Source organism: Ignatzschineria ureiclastica (assembly GCF_003121845.1).
In the GTDB taxonomy this organism is placed as follows: Bacteria; Pseudomonadota; Gammaproteobacteria; order Cardiobacteriales; family Wohlfahrtiimonadaceae; genus Ignatzschineria; species Ignatzschineria ureiclastica.
Genome location: NZ_QEWQ01000001.1, coordinates 71446 through 87977, shown reverse-complemented (window position 1 = coordinate 87977; position 16532 = coordinate 71446). Strand labels below are relative to the sequence as shown.

The 16532-nt window shown below is 41.6% G+C and carries 12 protein-coding genes; 11 read left to right on the top strand and 1 reads right to left on the bottom strand.

Annotation, left to right across the window (positions count from 1 at the left end):
• Positions 1-4: 4 nt before the first annotated feature.
• The 11 genes from DC083_RS00295 to DC083_RS00245 all read left to right on the top strand — a co-directional run bounded on the left by DC083_RS00295 (position 5) and on the right by DC083_RS00245 (position 14831).
• On the top strand, positions 5-1540 hold the full coding sequence (locus tag DC083_RS00295) for an SGNH/GDSL hydrolase family protein (RefSeq protein ID WP_109188308.1): 1536 nt from the start codon (positions 5-7) through the stop codon (positions 1538-1540).
• Between the two features lie 150 nt (positions 1541-1690).
• Positions 1691-2914: an SGNH/GDSL hydrolase family protein gene (locus DC083_RS00290; protein ID WP_109188307.1), complete on the top strand. Its 1224-nt coding sequence runs from the start codon at positions 1691-1693 to the stop codon at positions 2912-2914.
• A 266-nt stretch (positions 2915-3180) separates the two neighbouring features.
• On the top strand, positions 3181-3699 hold the full coding sequence (gene def, locus DC083_RS00285) for a peptide deformylase (RefSeq protein WP_109188306.1): 519 nt from the start codon (positions 3181-3183) through the stop codon (positions 3697-3699).
• A 70-nt stretch (positions 3700-3769) separates the two neighbouring features.
• Positions 3770-4696, top strand: a complete 927-nt coding sequence (fmt, locus tag DC083_RS00280; protein ID WP_189364521.1) for a methionyl-tRNA formyltransferase — start codon at positions 3770-3772, stop codon at positions 4694-4696.
• On the top strand, positions 4697-6034 hold the full coding sequence (gene rsmB, locus DC083_RS00275) for a 16S rRNA (cytosine(967)-C(5))-methyltransferase RsmB (protein WP_109188304.1): 1338 nt from the start codon (positions 4697-4699) through the stop codon (positions 6032-6034).
• Positions 6035-6261: 227 nt separating this feature from the next.
• A complete protein-coding gene (locus DC083_RS00270) occupies positions 6262-7014 on the top strand; it encodes a DUF4390 domain-containing protein (RefSeq protein WP_109188303.1) in 753 nt (250 codons plus the stop codon).
• Between the two features lie 2 nt (positions 7015-7016).
• Positions 7017-9224: a sensor histidine kinase gene (locus DC083_RS00265; protein ID WP_229822003.1), complete on the top strand. Its 2208-nt coding sequence runs from the start codon at positions 7017-7019 to the stop codon at positions 9222-9224.
• Positions 9205-10587, top strand: a complete 1383-nt coding sequence (gene argH, locus DC083_RS00260; RefSeq protein ID WP_189364500.1) for an argininosuccinate lyase — start codon at positions 9205-9207, stop codon at positions 10585-10587. Before DC083_RS00265 ends, argH begins: the two co-directional genes overlap by 20 nt.
• A gap of 506 nt (positions 10588-11093) precedes the next feature.
• Positions 11094-12263: a lytic transglycosylase domain-containing protein gene (locus tag DC083_RS00255; protein ID WP_229822001.1), complete on the top strand. Its 1170-nt coding sequence runs from the start codon at positions 11094-11096 to the stop codon at positions 12261-12263.
• 227 nt (positions 12264-12490) lie between these two features.
• Positions 12491-13582, top strand: a complete 1092-nt coding sequence (gene tal, locus DC083_RS00250) for a transaldolase (protein ID WP_109188301.1) — start codon at positions 12491-12493, stop codon at positions 13580-13582.
• Positions 13583-13937: 355 nt separating this feature from the next.
• Positions 13938-14831: a prephenate dehydrogenase gene (locus DC083_RS00245; protein ID WP_109188725.1), complete on the top strand. Its 894-nt coding sequence runs from the start codon at positions 13938-13940 to the stop codon at positions 14829-14831.
• Between the two features lie 98 nt (positions 14832-14929).
• Here DC083_RS00245 and DC083_RS00240 read toward each other — a convergent pair whose 3' ends face one another.
• On the bottom strand, positions 14930-16354 hold the full coding sequence (locus DC083_RS00240) for an MFS transporter (protein WP_109188300.1): 1425 nt from the start codon (positions 16352-16354) through the stop codon (positions 14930-14932).
• Positions 16355-16532 lie beyond the last annotated feature (178 nt).

Here is a 16532-nt window from a genome sequence, read left to right as displayed (position 1 = left end):
GACAATGGCAAAGTTTAAAGTAGCTTATATTCTGATCATTACGCTTCTAGGGATGCTTTTTCTCTATAAAGAGTCGATTAATGTCTATTGGATACAAACCTATCATACAGATTCGCCTATCGTGGCAGTTGAACGGCAAATTCATCATTGGCTAAATCCTGATGAAACGATTATAGCAACTCAATCTGATCAAGTCGGCATTCAGGACGAGACTCAAGATGATACTCAAGATACAGAAGAGCATCGTGATCTTGCTGAAGCTGTGATCGATAGGGATACTGAAACAGTCGCAGTGACAGATGTAGAGGTTAGGGAAGATACTGCTAGCCAATCTGCATCACAATCCGCTACAGACTCTGTTATCGATATAGCTGAAAGCACTCTTCAATCATCAGATGCTACAAATGATACTGATTTAACAATAAATGAGAGTGTTGATGGCGAAGAACAGCTTGTTGATAATGTTGAAATCCCGGCGCTAGAGTTAGGGAGTATTGCCGGACTTAATGTTGAAACGGAACAATTTGTGGGGCCAACTATACCCCAATTACCTTGGGATGTGATTTTAGAATCGGGTGATAAGATCTTCTTTGTCGGGGATTCTCTAATGCAAGGCGTTGCACCGCGCGTGCGTCAAATTCTCTATAAACGGGATAATATTGATGGTGTAGATCTCAGTAAGCAGAGTACAGGTCTTGCTTATCCGAACTTTTATAATTGGCCCAAAGTGGTGGCTGAAACCTTACAACAAGATGGTGGTATTAAAGCGGTTGTGGTCTACCTTGGACCCAATGATCCTTGGGATTTCCCAATCCCTGGGCGTAAAAAATACCTGAAATTTAAGAGTCCTGAATGGGAGCGCGCTTATCGTGGGCGAATACGTAATATCTTACTCTCGGCGCAGCAATATAATCTTCCTGTAATCTGGTTGGGAGCGCCTTGTATGCGTAAAGATAAACTGCACAAAGATATGGTTTATCTTAACACTCTCTATCAATCAGAAGTCACCCGCTTTAATGGTCATTACATTCCGACTAGTGGCATTTTAGGATGTAGTGATGCTGGTTATGAGGCCTATGCACAGACGGAAAAAGGGAATCAGAAAGTACGAACAAACGATGGGATTCATTTTACGGTGACAGGGCAACGGCTGTTAGCGGATCGTATTATTGCGGAATTGGTGATTCTTCCTGAAGTTGAAGTAGAGAGTGAAACGCAGTTAGCACCGGACGTTTCAATAGAGATGAAAGGTGTGAATGATGTTGCTAAAGACAGGCATTCTGTAGAAGCAGATGTAGAAGATAGGTTGCCAAAAGATTCTGATCAAGATACTCGTCAGGATATTCAGACAGATATCCAGGTAGATACTCAGACAGATCTACAGAAAAGAACCAATAATGAGCCCGTTATTCAAAATCTACAGGAAACAGTTCATTTAGAGAATACAACTTCAACAGATGCAGAAAAAACGCCCTCAATTAAGGAGAACCCTCTTAAAGTTAATCAGGTACCGATGATTAAATTACTTTCAATTGAGTAAGAATGAATCGATAAATCTATCAATCAGCGAGTAGGTTCATTGCGTTGTACGGTTATAGCGCTCTTACATATTGAGAGGATATGGTGCTAAATCTAAATAGATGAAGAACGGAATATTCAAGGATGAATAATCTAGACAAAGGATAATCAGATGAAAAAACAACAGGCAAAATTAGGGCTATATCTAAAAAATAGCCTATTACTATGTGCGGGAATGCTCTTAATTGCCGCTTGCAGTGCGGATGACCTCGGTGATTATCGCCGGGAAATTGGCCCCGGCATTACCAATTATGGTGAACGTAACGCGGATCTTTTAAAACAGAAGATGATCCAACTTGCCCAAGGGGGAAATCAAGTGTTAACGGTGACTCAATTTGGTGATTCTCATTCTGCTGCGGACTTTTTTACCGGCGGACTGCGAGATCACTTACAATCTCGGTTAGGGAATGCCGGGATTGGTTGGGTAACGCCAATGTCTGTGCGTGGGCAGCGCAGTGCTGAGGTCGCTTGGAAGAGTCAACGTTGGGATTTAGCAAGTAGTCGTACTGTGTCGGATCAACCTTTTGCAATGGGAGGTTATCGAGCAACGCCCAATAGAGTTGGAGCAACGATTGATGTGTTACTCGAAAAGCCGGAGCAATATCAAGGGTTATGGGATGCACGATTAGTGGTTCAAGCCCCTAATAGTGAAGCGTTTGCGATTAGTAATGATCGTGGCCGTTTAAATTTAGAGAATGCATTGGTGGGGAATGGTAGTTGGAAACAGCTCCGCATTCGTACAGCAATGCCTTTTCGTATTGAAGCCCTTGAGCGCAATGTAGCACTCGGTGGATTATGGCTACAAAGAAGTGGTCAACCGGGGGCAATTGTCTCTTCTATCGCTACGAATGGCGCACAGCTCTCTATCTGGGATCGGTGGTCGCCTGAGTGGGTTGCGGAATTAGCGGCAACACAGAGTGATCTGGTGATTTTGGAGTATGGGACGAATGAAGCATTCAACGATACCTTAGATCGAGAAGATTATAAACGACAGCTCTTAACGAGTATTCGCACCATTCGTCAACAATTACCGAATGCCGCGATTCTATTAATGAGCCCGCCGGATGCATTAATGCAGAATAAGCAGGGTTCTTGTTCTGATAAATATCCGCCATCATACGAGATGGTGAAAGCAGTGCAGTTATCAGTTGCGAAATCAGAGCGCTTACTCTATTGGGATTGGCAGAAAGCGATGGGCGGTCGTTGCAGTATTGAAAAGTGGCAGAAAGAGACGCTTGCCGGACGCGATAAAGTTCATTTAAGTGCGGCGGGTTATCGTTTAAGTGCGAAGATGTTCTATAAAGATCTAATGCAATTTGCTGGATTACGTCACTAGGCTATTCTGAGAGAGTAATTGATCATATTCGATTTATAAGATGTTGTTTATTATATATGTTTATAGGGTCTTATTTTCTATTAAATAAGATAGTGCATTGATAAAAATGACTTTTTATAGGGAGCGCCTATCGAGCAGATAGGCGCTTTTTTCTATCGATTATAAAAATGAAAATCTCCATTTAGATGCTATCGAGAGAAGGGGTTTTGGTGTAAAATGGCTCGTTTATGTGATTGTTTGATTAAAAAAGAGGTAGAGAGAGTTTTATGGCCATTTTAGAGGTGATTACCGTTCCACATCCTACGTTACGGGAGAAGGCCTTACCGGTGACAACATTTGACGATGCATTAAAAACATTAGTCGAAAATATGTTTGACACAATGTATGAGGAAAAAGGCGTTGGGCTTGCGGCTAATCAGGTGAATATATTGCAGCGGTTATTTATTGCTGATTGTTCAGAAGAACGTGATGCGCCGATGGTCTTTATTAATCCTGAAATTATTGCAGCATCAGAAGAGACAGATGCGGCGGAAGAGGGATGCTTATCATTGCCCACGATGTATGGTGGTCCTGTGATTCGCCCTACTAAAGTGACCGTTAAAGCGCAAAATGTTGAAGGTGAATGGTTTGAATTAGAAGCGGAAGGTCTGCTTGCTCGCTGTATTCAACATGAATTAGATCATCTTAATGGTGTGCTCTTTATCGATTATCTCTCACGAATGAAACAAGATCGGATTTTAAAAAAATTAGAAAAAGTGCTCAAAGAGCGTGATCAAGAGCAGTAGTATTGTTTACATAAGATATGTATTGCGATGGTAGCAAAAGATCATTTCATAGAGGGAGAAAATCATGAGTTTGCGCATTGTATTTGCCGGAACGCCAGAATTTTCGGTAGAGGTATTAGAAGCATTAATTGCGAGTGAACATCAGGTAGTGGCGGTGTATACGCAGCCTGATCGGCCCCGAGGGCGTGGGAAGAAGTTACAGTTTACCCCGGTGAAAGAGGTGGCGGTTTCTCATAATATCCCGGTGATGCAACCTGTTTCGCTTAGAAATATGGAAGCACAAGAAGAACTTAAAGCATTGAATGCCGATCTAATGGTTGTCGTGGCTTATGGGCTCATTTTACCGCAAGCGGTCTTAGAGATGCCTCGGTATGGTTGTGTGAATATTCATGCCTCGTTACTACCAAGATGGCGGGGAGCTGCCCCTATTCATCGTGCTATTGAAGCAGGGGATCAAGAGAGTGGCGTTGCGATTATGCAGATGGATCAAGGTTTAGATACCGGTGCAGTATGGCGTGAAGCGGTTGTTAAAATTGATGAGAATATGACCACCGGTGAATTACATGATGAATTGAAGAGCGTGGGCGCTAAGCTTTTAGTGGATACCATTCCAATGATTGTTGCCGGCGATCAACATCCTACTGCTCAATCAGAGGTGGGTATTACCTATGCCGAGAAGATCTCAAAAGAGGAAGCTATGATCAACTGGCAGGAAGATCGACTCACTCTGAAGCGTAAAATCCACGCTTTCAATCCATTTCCAGGGGCTTATACCTCACTGGATGGGGCTCTTTTGAAAATTTTTAGAGTGATTGAGAGCGATAAGGCAATCTCAGCTGTTCCTGGAAGTTTACATGTGATCGATGATCGATTATTTGTAATCGCCGGCGATGGATTAGCCTTAGAAATATTAGAATTACAAGCAGCCGGCAAACGGAAGATGGAGAGTACCCTCTTTATCAAAGGCCATGAACTTAATCAAAAGGTATGTCAATAGATGACAATTCAAGAAGCGCTCTATCCCAAATTAATGAAAAATCCTCGTTTTGTTGCGGTAGAGATTATAAGACAAGTTTTAAATGGTAGCTCACTCAGTGATGCACTGCCACACTATACGGAGAAACTTTCTGACCAAGATCGTCGCTTTGTCCAACATTTACTCTATGGGTCTTTACGGCAATATGATGCGTTAGAAGATCGTGTTGCACAAATGCTTTCAAAGCCTATTAAGCCTTCAGAAATGGAGGTGAAATTAGTGTTAATTTTAGCATCTTACGAACTTCTTGAAATGGCAACCGCGGAGTATGCTATTTTAAATAATTGGGTCAATCTCATTAAAGAGATGGATAAGCTTTGGGCGAGCGGTTTAACCAATGCAGTACTGCGTAATATTCAACGTGGGCAGTTGCCACCGGCGAAGAGTTTAGCCGGGAAATGTAATCTGCCAGCGTGGTTAGCAAAACGGCTTGAAACACAATGGGGTAAAGAGAGCCTCGAGAAGATTGGTATTTTTTATCAGTTGCATCCTGAGATGATTCTGCGAGTCAATCGACAAAAGACGGATCGAGCAAGTTATCTTGCTCTGCTTGCAGCTGCCGGTATTAGTGCAGAAGCTCACCAATGGGTAGAGAGTGCGATTGTGCTTGAACAAGCGGTGAATGTGGAAAAATTGCCAAAATTTGAGGAAGGTTTTGTTAGTGTGCAGGATGCTTCTGCACAATTAGCGGCAGGTTTACTCTCGCCACAAGCAGGAATGCGGGTTCTTGATGCTTGTGCAGCCCCCGGAGGGAAGAGTACTGCGATTTTAGAATATGCGCCAGGGATAGCGCAATTAGTAGCGCTTGATAGCTCTGAAGAGCGATTATCGAGGGTTTTTGAGAATATTGCTCGCATTTGTGGTGAAGTACCTGCCTCAGTAGAAGTCGTGGCAACACCTGCAGAAACGTATGAAGCGCCGGTTCTTTTTGATCGGATCTTATTAGATGTGCCTTGTTCTGCAACCGGTATTATGCATCGACATCCTGATATTAAGCGTTTGCGTCAAGCTCAAGACATTGAAAAGTTAAGAGCCATTCAATATGCCATATTAGAGCATGCTTGGACACTACTTGCGCCGGGTGGACGTTTACTTTATGCCACTTGCTCTATTTTAAAAGATGAAAATGAGCAGCAGATTCGTCGATTCTTAAAAGCCGAACCTGGTGCGGTTGAGCTTAAATTATCGCTTCCCTTTGGTGAAAGTCGCGATGTAGGACATCAGATTTTGCCACTCTATTTCGATATGGATCAGAGCGTTGATGGTTTCTATTATGCGCTTTTAGAGAAGAGAGTATAAAAGAAGACATCAGAGAAAGCATAAGGGAAAGCATAAGAGAAAGTATCGGTTTTATAAAATGATCCGCTTCTCAGTTTGAAGGCTGAAAAGTATTAGTAAAACAGATGATTAGGGACTATACTTCATTAGGCTCAGTATGCTTGATGAAGTCGTGCTGAAATGGAGATGCAAGCGGTTATTTTTTTGAGAGTGAAGCGCTATTTTTAGTAGGAATAGATAGAGAAACGATGCAGATAGTAAGCGAGAAACAGCTGATTCTTAGATATTCAAGTCAGGGACTTGAGTTAGAAGATCGATCATTAAGAGAGGGTTTTACATCTCAAAATGGCTTAATGGGCTTTTTCTTATGGAGTTTTATCATCATCATTTTGATGACTTCTATCGCGATTGCAGGTACAAATGATCTACCACAACATACTAGACAAATGAAGCAATCCTCATTGGCGATTGAACAGGTAGAAACAGAATTTTATCTGCCTGAACATCCTAATCAGCGCCTACAGGATATAGAAAAACTCTATCAAGAACATCCTACAGCGCTCGATATTGAGCTCTCATTTCGTAGTAAAATTGTGATGAGTGATGCACAAGAACAGATGCTTTTAAATGGGATACCGCTCACGTTTGTTTATGAAGTGCGAATCGAGAAGCCCGGTCTTTTTTGGGCTACACAAAGTTATATGCAAGAGATTCACTATCGGCTCTACTATCATGGGCTTTCAAAACAATTTGTAGTGCGAAATCTTGAAAATGGCAAGCAGCATAGTTATCCCACCTTAAGTCTTGCGATTTTGTCGATCTCAACACCGACAGATATTGAGTTTCATTTAGAGGATTCGGCGGGGCTTGTGCTCAAGGAGTATCAAGGTCGAGCTAAGTTGTGGTTAGATATTGAAGCCCTACCAACACCGCTTCGTATTCCTGCCTATCTATCGCCTAATTGGTGGCTCAATTCACAATGGTTTAAGTGGGAATTTTGATAATGATGAATTTTATCCGTAAACAAGGTTTTACAATCTTTCTACTGCTTTCCTTGCTATTAACCATTATTTTAGCCGTTATGCTTCGTTCGATTGAGTCGGCCGTACTCTATTCGCGCTACTACACGTGGATTATTATTGCCGGTGCAGTCTGTTTCCTCTCTTTAATGTGCTTAGTGCTCTATTTTTTGGTGCAGTTACTGCAAGGCGTGAGAAAGAAGCGCCTTGGTGCTCGATTGAATGCAAGAATGATGATGTTCTTCTCAGGGCTTTCAATCGTGCCCATTGTGATACTCTTTCTCTTTGCTGGCATTATGATTCAGCGAGGCATTGATAGTTGGTTCGATGAATCGCTTGACCAAGGCTTTGATGATGCCTTAACTTTGGCGCAGTCGGCACTTGAAACACGAAGAATCGATGCGCTTGAGATTACTCAAGCTATTGGCAGTCGAATTGCAGATCTCAATTCCTTAGACCTTGCGTATGAATTAGAGAATCTTCGTTTTGATGCGAATGCCCTAGATTTGACAGTTTTTGATCATCGGGGTCGAATTTTAGCGACGAGTTCAAGTAATACGACTGTCAATCTCCCCGAATTGCCCAATGATATTGTCTTGATGAGTGTCTTCAATGATATGGATTATGTCTGGCTTGAACCTGTGGGGGATGATGAATTGCAGGTTCGAGTGATTATTCGAATTGATTCAGAAGCGCCACGAGTTGTACAAGCGATCTATGAAATTCCCCCGCGTTATACGGAGCTAGGCTTATCAACTCAACGCTCAGTGGAGAGCTATAAGCAGTATAAAACCTTACAGCAATCGCTTAAAGGTCAATTAATGGCGATCTTAACGCTTGTTTCGCTCTTAGCAATTCTGCTTGCGTTAGGGGGATCATATTTTGCAACAAGACGTTTAGTCAATCCTATTCGTAAACTCTCAATTGCTTCAAAGGCGGTTTCAGAAGGGGACTTTGATCGAGAATTGACTGTTAAATCAAATGATGAAATTGGCTTTTTAACAGAGTCTTTTAATGAGATGATGATCAAATTACGGCAAGCAAATGAAGCAGAGAAAGCTTCTCAACGTCTACTTTTTGCACAGAGATCTTATTTAGAAGCGGTACTTGCGAATCTCTCATCGGGTGTTCTGGTACTTGATAATCACGGGCGAATTAGAACCTATAATGAGGCGGCACTCTCAATTTTACGTACCAAACGGGAGATGCTACAAAAGATTATTCTAGAGGATTCATCGACGATTGATGAATCATTACACTTCTTTTTCTCGCCCCTGCATGATTATCTAGAGAAAAAATCGAAAGGTAGTGAAGGGGATCGATTTGAGGTGATGCGCGTAGAGAAGGCTATTGCGCAAATTATCTCTATTCGTACTTCAGAACCTTTAGAAAATCGTAGTTTACCAAGTGGTTACGCCATTGTCTTTGATGATATCACTCAGCTCATTAATTCTGAGCGGGAAGCCGCTTGGGGAGAAGTTGCTCGCCGCCTTGCCCATGAAATTAAAAACCCCTTAACGCCAATTCAGCTCTCAGCGGAACGTTTAGCCTTTAAATTACAACCGAAGTTAGCGGTTGAAGATCAGCAGTTATTAGAGAAATCAACACAAACTATCATCACGCAAGTCAATGCGATGAAGAAGATGGTCAATGCTTTTAGTCAATATGCAAGAGCTCCGAAATTACATCTAAAACAGATTGATCTTTCAATGCTTTCTGAAGAGGTGACATTTTTATACAGCGATTATGCGCGGGGCATTGAGGTGACTTTAGATCGGCCAAAACAAGCGATACTTATTAACGGTGATGAGATTCGGTTGCGGCAGTTATTACATAATTTAATTAAGAATGCGGTAGAAGCTTGCCAAGAGAATCATGAGATTTTACATGGTCGTGTTGCAGTGGATTTGAAGATGGATGAGTTGGAAAATCATGTTATCTTAACAGTGACAGATAATGGTAATGGTATTGATGAATCGCTTATCAATCGTATGTTTGAGCCGTATGTTTCAACCAAAGAGAAAGGAACAGGCTTAGGTTTATCAGTTGTTAAAAAAATAGTGGAAGAACATAGTGGTCAGATTGCGATCTATTCGGGTAAAGAGCGAATAGGAACGCAGGTGGAAGTTGTGTTACCCATAGGTCAAGAACAGTTAGAGGATAGGAAAAATCATGACGAACAAAGTCAATAAACAGTGGGGTGGACGTTTCTCAGAGAGCACAGATGCTTTTGTACAAGCATTTACAGGATCGGTGGATTTCGATCAGAGAATGTATGCCGAAGATATTGCGGGATCATTGGCACATGCCGAGATGCTCTTTACACAAGGAATCTTAACAGAGGAAGATTTCAACTTGATTAAAGAGGGCTTAGCGGCGGTGAAAGCGGAGATTGAAGCGGGTCATTTCCCATGGTCTATTGAGCTTGAAGATGTTCATATGAATATCGAATCAAGTTTAACAGAGAAGATTGGTATTGCCGGAAAACGCCTGCATACAGGGCGTTCACGTAATGATCAGGTCGCTACTGATATTCGTCTTTGGCTGCGCAATCAATTAGATCGTATTGATGCTGAATTAAAGCGTCTACAACAAGGCATCTTATCCGTTGCTGAGAAAGAGCATGATACCATTATGCCGGGCTTTACCCATTTACAAGTGGCGCAGCCGATCACTTTTGGTCATCATCTGATGGCTTGGTTTGAGATGATTAAGCGCGATCGGGAACGTTTCCAGGATTGTCGTAAACGCCTCAATATTTCACCATTAGGTGCAGCTGCTCTTGCGGGTACGACTTATCCGATTGACCGTCACTTAACAGCTTCACTTTTAGGGTTTAGTGCGCCCTCAGAAAACTCGCTTGATTCTGTGTCTGATCGTGATTTTGCAATTGAATTTACGGCAGATGCAGCTATTTTAGCGATGCATCTTTCCCGTTTTTCTGAAGAATTAGTGCTTTGGGCAACGCCGGCATTTGATTTTATTAATCTGCCAGATCGTTTCTGTACCGGCTCATCGATTATGCCTCAGAAGAAAAATCCAGATGTACCAGAGTTAGTGCGAGGTAAAACAGGTCGCGTTTATGGTCATCTCTTCTCACTATTAACGCTCATGAAGAGCCAACCTTTAGCTTATAATAAGGATAATCAGGAAGATAAAGAGCCACTCTTTGATACAGTGGATACCATTCTTGGATCAGTACGTGCATTTGCGGATATGATTCCGGCGATTTCAAGTAAAAAAGAGAATATGTATGCTCGAACCAAATTAGGCTTTGCAACAGCAACGGATTTGGCAGATTACCTTGTGCGTAAAGGAATGCCTTTCAGAAATGCCCATGAAGTTGTGGGGAATGCTGTCCGTTTAGGTGTTGAGACAAGACGTGATCTCTCGGAGATGGAATTAGCAGAGTTACAGCAATTCTCTGATCTCATTGCAGAGGATGTTTTTGATTATCTCACCTTAGAAGGTTCTGTAGCGGCCCGTAATCATCATGGTGGCACTGCACCTAAACAGGTACTCGCTGCCATTGAGCGCGCGAAAGCAATGATCTAATTGATTATTTAATTCATTATTTACGATAATGAGCGCAAAAGATCTATCAGAATAGGCAAATAAGCCGAGATTGATAGATCTTTTTCATTTCCTTGCGATTATTTACAGGGAATATGCGAAATTTTAGGGAACATTTTAGAGAGCTATATCAGGTATAATCATGATCTGTTATGTAGTAAATTTGGTTTAAGAAAAATGGTTTTTTCAGCAGCTATTGTGGGATTTCAAAAAACATAAAAGTGTACTAAACAACACTTGCAAGATGCCGGATAGAACAGTTTCCTTATTTATTACAACCGATGCGCCGGCATTTCAATAATGCTTATTTTGAACCTATTTTACTAATAAATAGAAGATTATATACTTATGATATTAGATCAATGGGTTATGTCGTGAGTTGTTAGTGTAGCTTGCCGTATAGGTTATAGTATAAGTTCATGTATTCAATCATTGATTAACGGATTTTTTATTAATACAAAAAGAATAGAAGAGGAATTGTTTCATTAATGGCATTAGGAAAAAAAATGGTAATGTGGCGCCGGTTACTGATTGTAATGATGGCAATATTAATCGTTGCAGGTTGTGCTTCTTCATCGCGCTCAAAAGTCGGATTTGAAGAACCAAAGGCCATGGAACCTATGGTTGATTTTTGGGTAAAAGTCTATAGCGTTTGGGAAACCAACGAAGTGGCTTTCCATGATGATCGTTATATGGATGTCATTTATGATGTTGCTGTGATTCCTCGTGGAGATCGACTTGCCTGGGATACGACTTCTCGACTTATTCAAGATGATCTCTTAATTGTAGAAGCCTCCTTGGTTGATAAACGTCCTTTAACCTCAGCACAAACCCGGATGAAAAATATGTTGGTAAAAGCCGGCGGAACGCGTGCCATTATAGGCGCGGCTGAACGTCTACGAGGGCAACGGGGGCTTAAATCTGAATTCCTTGCGGGATTAGAGCGGAGTCAAATCTATATTCCTTACTTCAAAGCGGTCATGCGTGATGCAGGATTACCAGAAGCGATAGCGTATCTACCTCATGTAGAATCTTCTTTTAATACAGGTGCCCGTTCAAAAGTGGGCGCTGCAGGAATGTGGCAATTTATGCCCTCGACAGCCAGAGGCTTTATGCCAATGCGGGCCAATGTCATCGACTCTCGCTATGATCCTTATCATGCGGTGCAGGGAGCTGCGAACCTAATGCGAGCAAATCATAAAGAGTTAGGTTATTGGCCTTTAACGATTACAGCTTATAATTCGGGGGCAGGTCATGGTATTCGTGCAAAAGAGCGTTATGGTAAGAATATCGGCAAAATTGTATTTGAATATAATGAAGGTGCCTTTAAATTTGCATCGCGTAACTTCTATGCTGAATTCTTAGCTGCTAAACGAATTGCAGAAAATCCTAGTCGTTATTTCCCAGGATTTCGTTATCGTGTCTACCCAAGTCGTATTGAAGGGATCGAGTTAGTCGTGCCGATGAAGTTAGAAGATCTCTCTCGAGCGGTGAATGTACCGGCTTCTCTATTAGTGGATCTTAATCCTGCCTGGTTACGTAATATTTTGAATAATCAAGCTGAAATCCCTGCTAATTACGATATTTGGCTTCCGAAGGGCACGACAAAACAGATTCAAAATAGAGGCTTTTATCGTTTGAGTAAAATTCAGCCGTAATATTCAATCTGATGCAAGAATAGTCATAATCTATAGATAAGCACTAAAATGCCTTAAGGATCTAGCAAAAGAGAGATTGATCGGTAGAAAAATAGTAGAAAAACGGCCAATAAGGGCTTAAAGTAGTGAAGGTTAGAGAGGATGAGGAGTTACTATGAGGAACTCCTTGAAATTCTTCATCTTCTATTTGAGAACACAGATTCTGTAAAAAGGATAGAAACAATATTATGGGAAACATTCGAAAAGCAGCAAGCCTTGGTCAAAGTATTTGGTTTGATAATATTGAACGCCAAATGCTCGGAGAATCGGGCATTTTAGCGAAAATGATCGAAGAGGAAGGATTGTTAGGTATCACTTCAAATCCTGCTATTTTTGAGAAAGCGATTGCCGGCAGTGATGCTTATATTGCCGATATCCGTAATGAAGCGCATGAAGCTTTAACGGCAAGAGAACTCTTTTTTCATCTTGCCATTCAAGATATTCGTCAAGCGTGTGATCTATTTGCTAAAACCTATGAGGATACGCAGTATCGAGATGGTTATGTGAGCTTAGAAGTCTCCCCTGATTTAGCCCATGATGCGAATGGCACGATTATGGAAGCGCGTGTTTTATGGGAAGAGGTTAATCGTCCGAATTTAATGATCAAAGTACCGGCAACAAAAGCAGGATTAGTGGCTATTGAGACATTAACTGCTGAAGGGATTAATGTGAATGTCACTTTAATCTTTTCGCTTAATCGCTATAAAGCAGTACTAGAGGCGTACCTCAAAGGATTAGAGGCGCGTGTGAAGGCGGGATTACCTATTGATCGTATCGCTTCTGTGGCAAGTTTCTTTATCTCTCGGATTGATAGCGTTGTTGATAGTCTAGTGGCAGAAAAAGCGCCTCATTTAATGGGGAAAATCGCGGTAGATAATGCCAAAATGGCATACCAACATTATCTCTTTGAGATGGGCTTAGAGCGTGCAAAATTACTCAAAAAAGCAGGAATGCAGCCACAACGTCTATTATGGGCTTCGACCGGCGTGAAGAACCCAGAGTATCCTGAGTTACTCTATCTACAACAATTGATGGGGGCAGAGAGCGTCAATACAGTGCCGCCGAAAACCTATCAAGCTTTTTTAGCAGCTCAAGCTGAGGTCAAAGCCGAGATTGCCGAAGAGATTGCTTTATCCGAGGCGCGTTTAGCCGAATTGAAATCACTAGAAATCGATCTCAATGCTATTTGTGATAACTTAGAAGCCGCGGGCATTGAACAATTTGTATCTGCTTTTGATTCTCTACTCTCGACAATTGAACATGCGCGCAGTGAAGCATAGATTCTAAGACTCGTAGACTATAGATCTTCTATATTAGAGTTTTGTAGATTAGAGTCGATGGGTAATGAGAGAGAAAAGCGTGCTTTTTGTGTGATGCCATCAATCTGTCATTAACAAGTCTCGCTAAGAGTGTTTAAACTTAGGGCAATATATTCAAGGGAATATGTTGCCTTTTTTATGGGAGCGCTATACTGTAAATAGGATTGAATCGGATACTCAATGACATAATGGAAAGATACCAAAATCGTATTGAGTATTTGGATTACATAATAATGAAAGTTAGAAACTCTAGTTAATGACTAGAGGTATTGCTAAAAGTAAAACTAATCAAGTAGGAAAATTAGGAACGAGTGGCATGAAGATAGAATTATCACAACCCTTTTTTAAAGAACGCATTGCAATTATGGGAATTGGTCTTATTGGCGGTTCTTTAGCCTTAGCGCTTAAACAGAATCAATCGGTTGGCAAGATTATTGCATATGATCGTAATGAAGAAGCGCTTGAGCGAGCTTTAGCACTTGGGGTTGCGGATGAAGTTTACAATGATCCCATTAAAGCTGCAGAAAATGCCGATATTATTGTTCTTGCAACCCCCATTACAGCAATGGGAGCCATTGTTCGGGAAATTATGCCACACTTAAAACCTGATGCGGTGCTGACAGACGTAGGATCAACAAAAGGTTCTGTAATTGATAGTATCCGGGCAGAATTAGGCTATCTTCCTGAGCGTTTTGTACCTGCTCATCCCATTGCCGGTACAGAAAAGCATGGGGTTGAGAATGCCTTTGCAACACTTTTTGAAAAACGCCGAACCCTAGTGATTCCTCATTTAGAAAATAGCCATGATGCAGTGCGGACTGTTCATGAAATGTGGGTCGCGGCTGGTTCTGAAACAGAAGAGATGGGCGTAAAGCATCATGATCAGGTATTAGCCGCAACCTCCCATATTCCTCATCTTTTAGCCTATGCAACCGTTGATACCTTGGCAAATTTAGATGATCGTGCGGAGATATTTCGATTTGCTGCCGGGGGATTCCGAGATTTTACCCGTATCTCAGCTTCAGATCCAGAACTTTGGTCTGATATCTGCTTGCAAAATCGAGAATCAATTTTAGAAGTTTTAGTGGCATATCAGAAAAAAATCGATATGTTACGCCATGCACTTGAAGATGAAGATCGTGAAGTATTACGAACCATCTTTGCTAGAGCAAAACACGCTCGGGATAATTTCTACAAAGAACCACAGTAGATAATTATTGATGCTATTGATATTGAATCAAAGCTGATTTGGGGCGGGAGGGAATGTTTGCAAATCCAGACAAATCCCGCGCCCGCAGATAGGAGGCATTAAGATTCCTGTTCATTATCAGGTTTACCATATTGTTGCAAGAAGCGTTGATAACTATATTCCCCATAAGGAATTAACGCATAACGCTCAATTTTTGATTTGCTCTTTTCAAGTTCATCCGCTTCAATCTCTTCTCGAAGGGCGGCTTTAATCTCTTCCGCCTCTTCATTTTTCATCACCTCTTTCACAGCTTCTTCGTCAATACGAGGATCTAAAGTGGCTGCGGCGATAGGGGAGATATTTGCATCGGCCATAATAACGTGAGGAAGCGATTCTTCCACCGGCGTGTGTAGTTTGCGACTTGCTCGAAGTAGATTAAGCCAAATAGTAGCCCCTGCAACGCCAAGAGTGAAAATGTAGAGCCCTTTTGCCCCAAAGTATTCCATCAAATAACCAGAGATAAGCGGTCCTGTTGCTGCGCCAATACCAAAGAGCATCAGTAAAATAGCACTTAGGGAAACCCGCTTATCTTCATCAATATTATCGTTAGCAATGGCAACAGCAAGCGGGTAAAAGGTAAATTGCAATGCAATAGCTAAGAAACTGGCAATAATAATGTAAAGATTACTGATTGCCGGTAGATTAATAAAGATCGCTAATAGGGATAAAATAAGGGCAACAATCGTGACTAATAAGAGACGGTTCATACGATCTGAGAGTAACCCGAGAGGCCACTGAATAATCAGTGAGCCACCGACAGCGATGGTCATATAGATCCCGGCATCTTGCGTATCTAAGCCTAATCGTGTGGCAAAAATAGGACCAAGACCATAAAATGAACCGACCATCATTCCACCGAATAACGCAATTAAGAGAATTTGCGGTAGCGTTTTGAGAAAGTAGAAGAGATTTAAAGGAGCCGCTTTTAGTGGAATGGGGTGAATAGCGCGTGTAACAGAGAGCGGGACAAGGCAGAGCGAGAAGAACATCGAGACAATCATCATCATTCTGACATCGATTGGATCGATGAGTGAGATGGCCAATTGACCTAATAAAATTCCAAGAGAACTTGCTGCCATATAGATCCCAAAGACAATTCCGCGCTGCTTAGGTTCCGCCTGATCATTGAGCCAACTTTCGATGACCATATATTGACACATCATCATTAAGCCCATCAAAAAGCGGGCTGCCAACCAAAATTCCGTATAGTCAATTAAAGCCATTAATATCACAGTTGCTGCAGTAATACCGGCGCAAGCCGCATAACTACGAATATGTCCCACTCGAGCAATGAGACGATGGCCAAATTTTGCACCAATGACTAAGCCGGCATAATAGGCGGATGTTAAGCTACTGATAATGACATCACCGACACCTTTACTTTCAAGATCGAGAGCTAGATAGGTCGTCAAAAGTCCATTCGCAAAGAGCATAAAGAGCGTTGCGAGATAGAGCGAAGAGAAAGTGGTAATCGTTCGTAGCATAAGAGAGTTGTGTTAAGTCAGGGCGTGCTAAACGCAATAAAAGTAATATCGCTATTCCAATAGATCTATTTTGTAACGCTATGATATCGCAAAGTTTCGTAAAGATAAAAAATAAAGCCAACTTATTTTACAAATTCTTTAAAAGTCGCTCTTAATTGAAAATAGTTATCATTGGCAT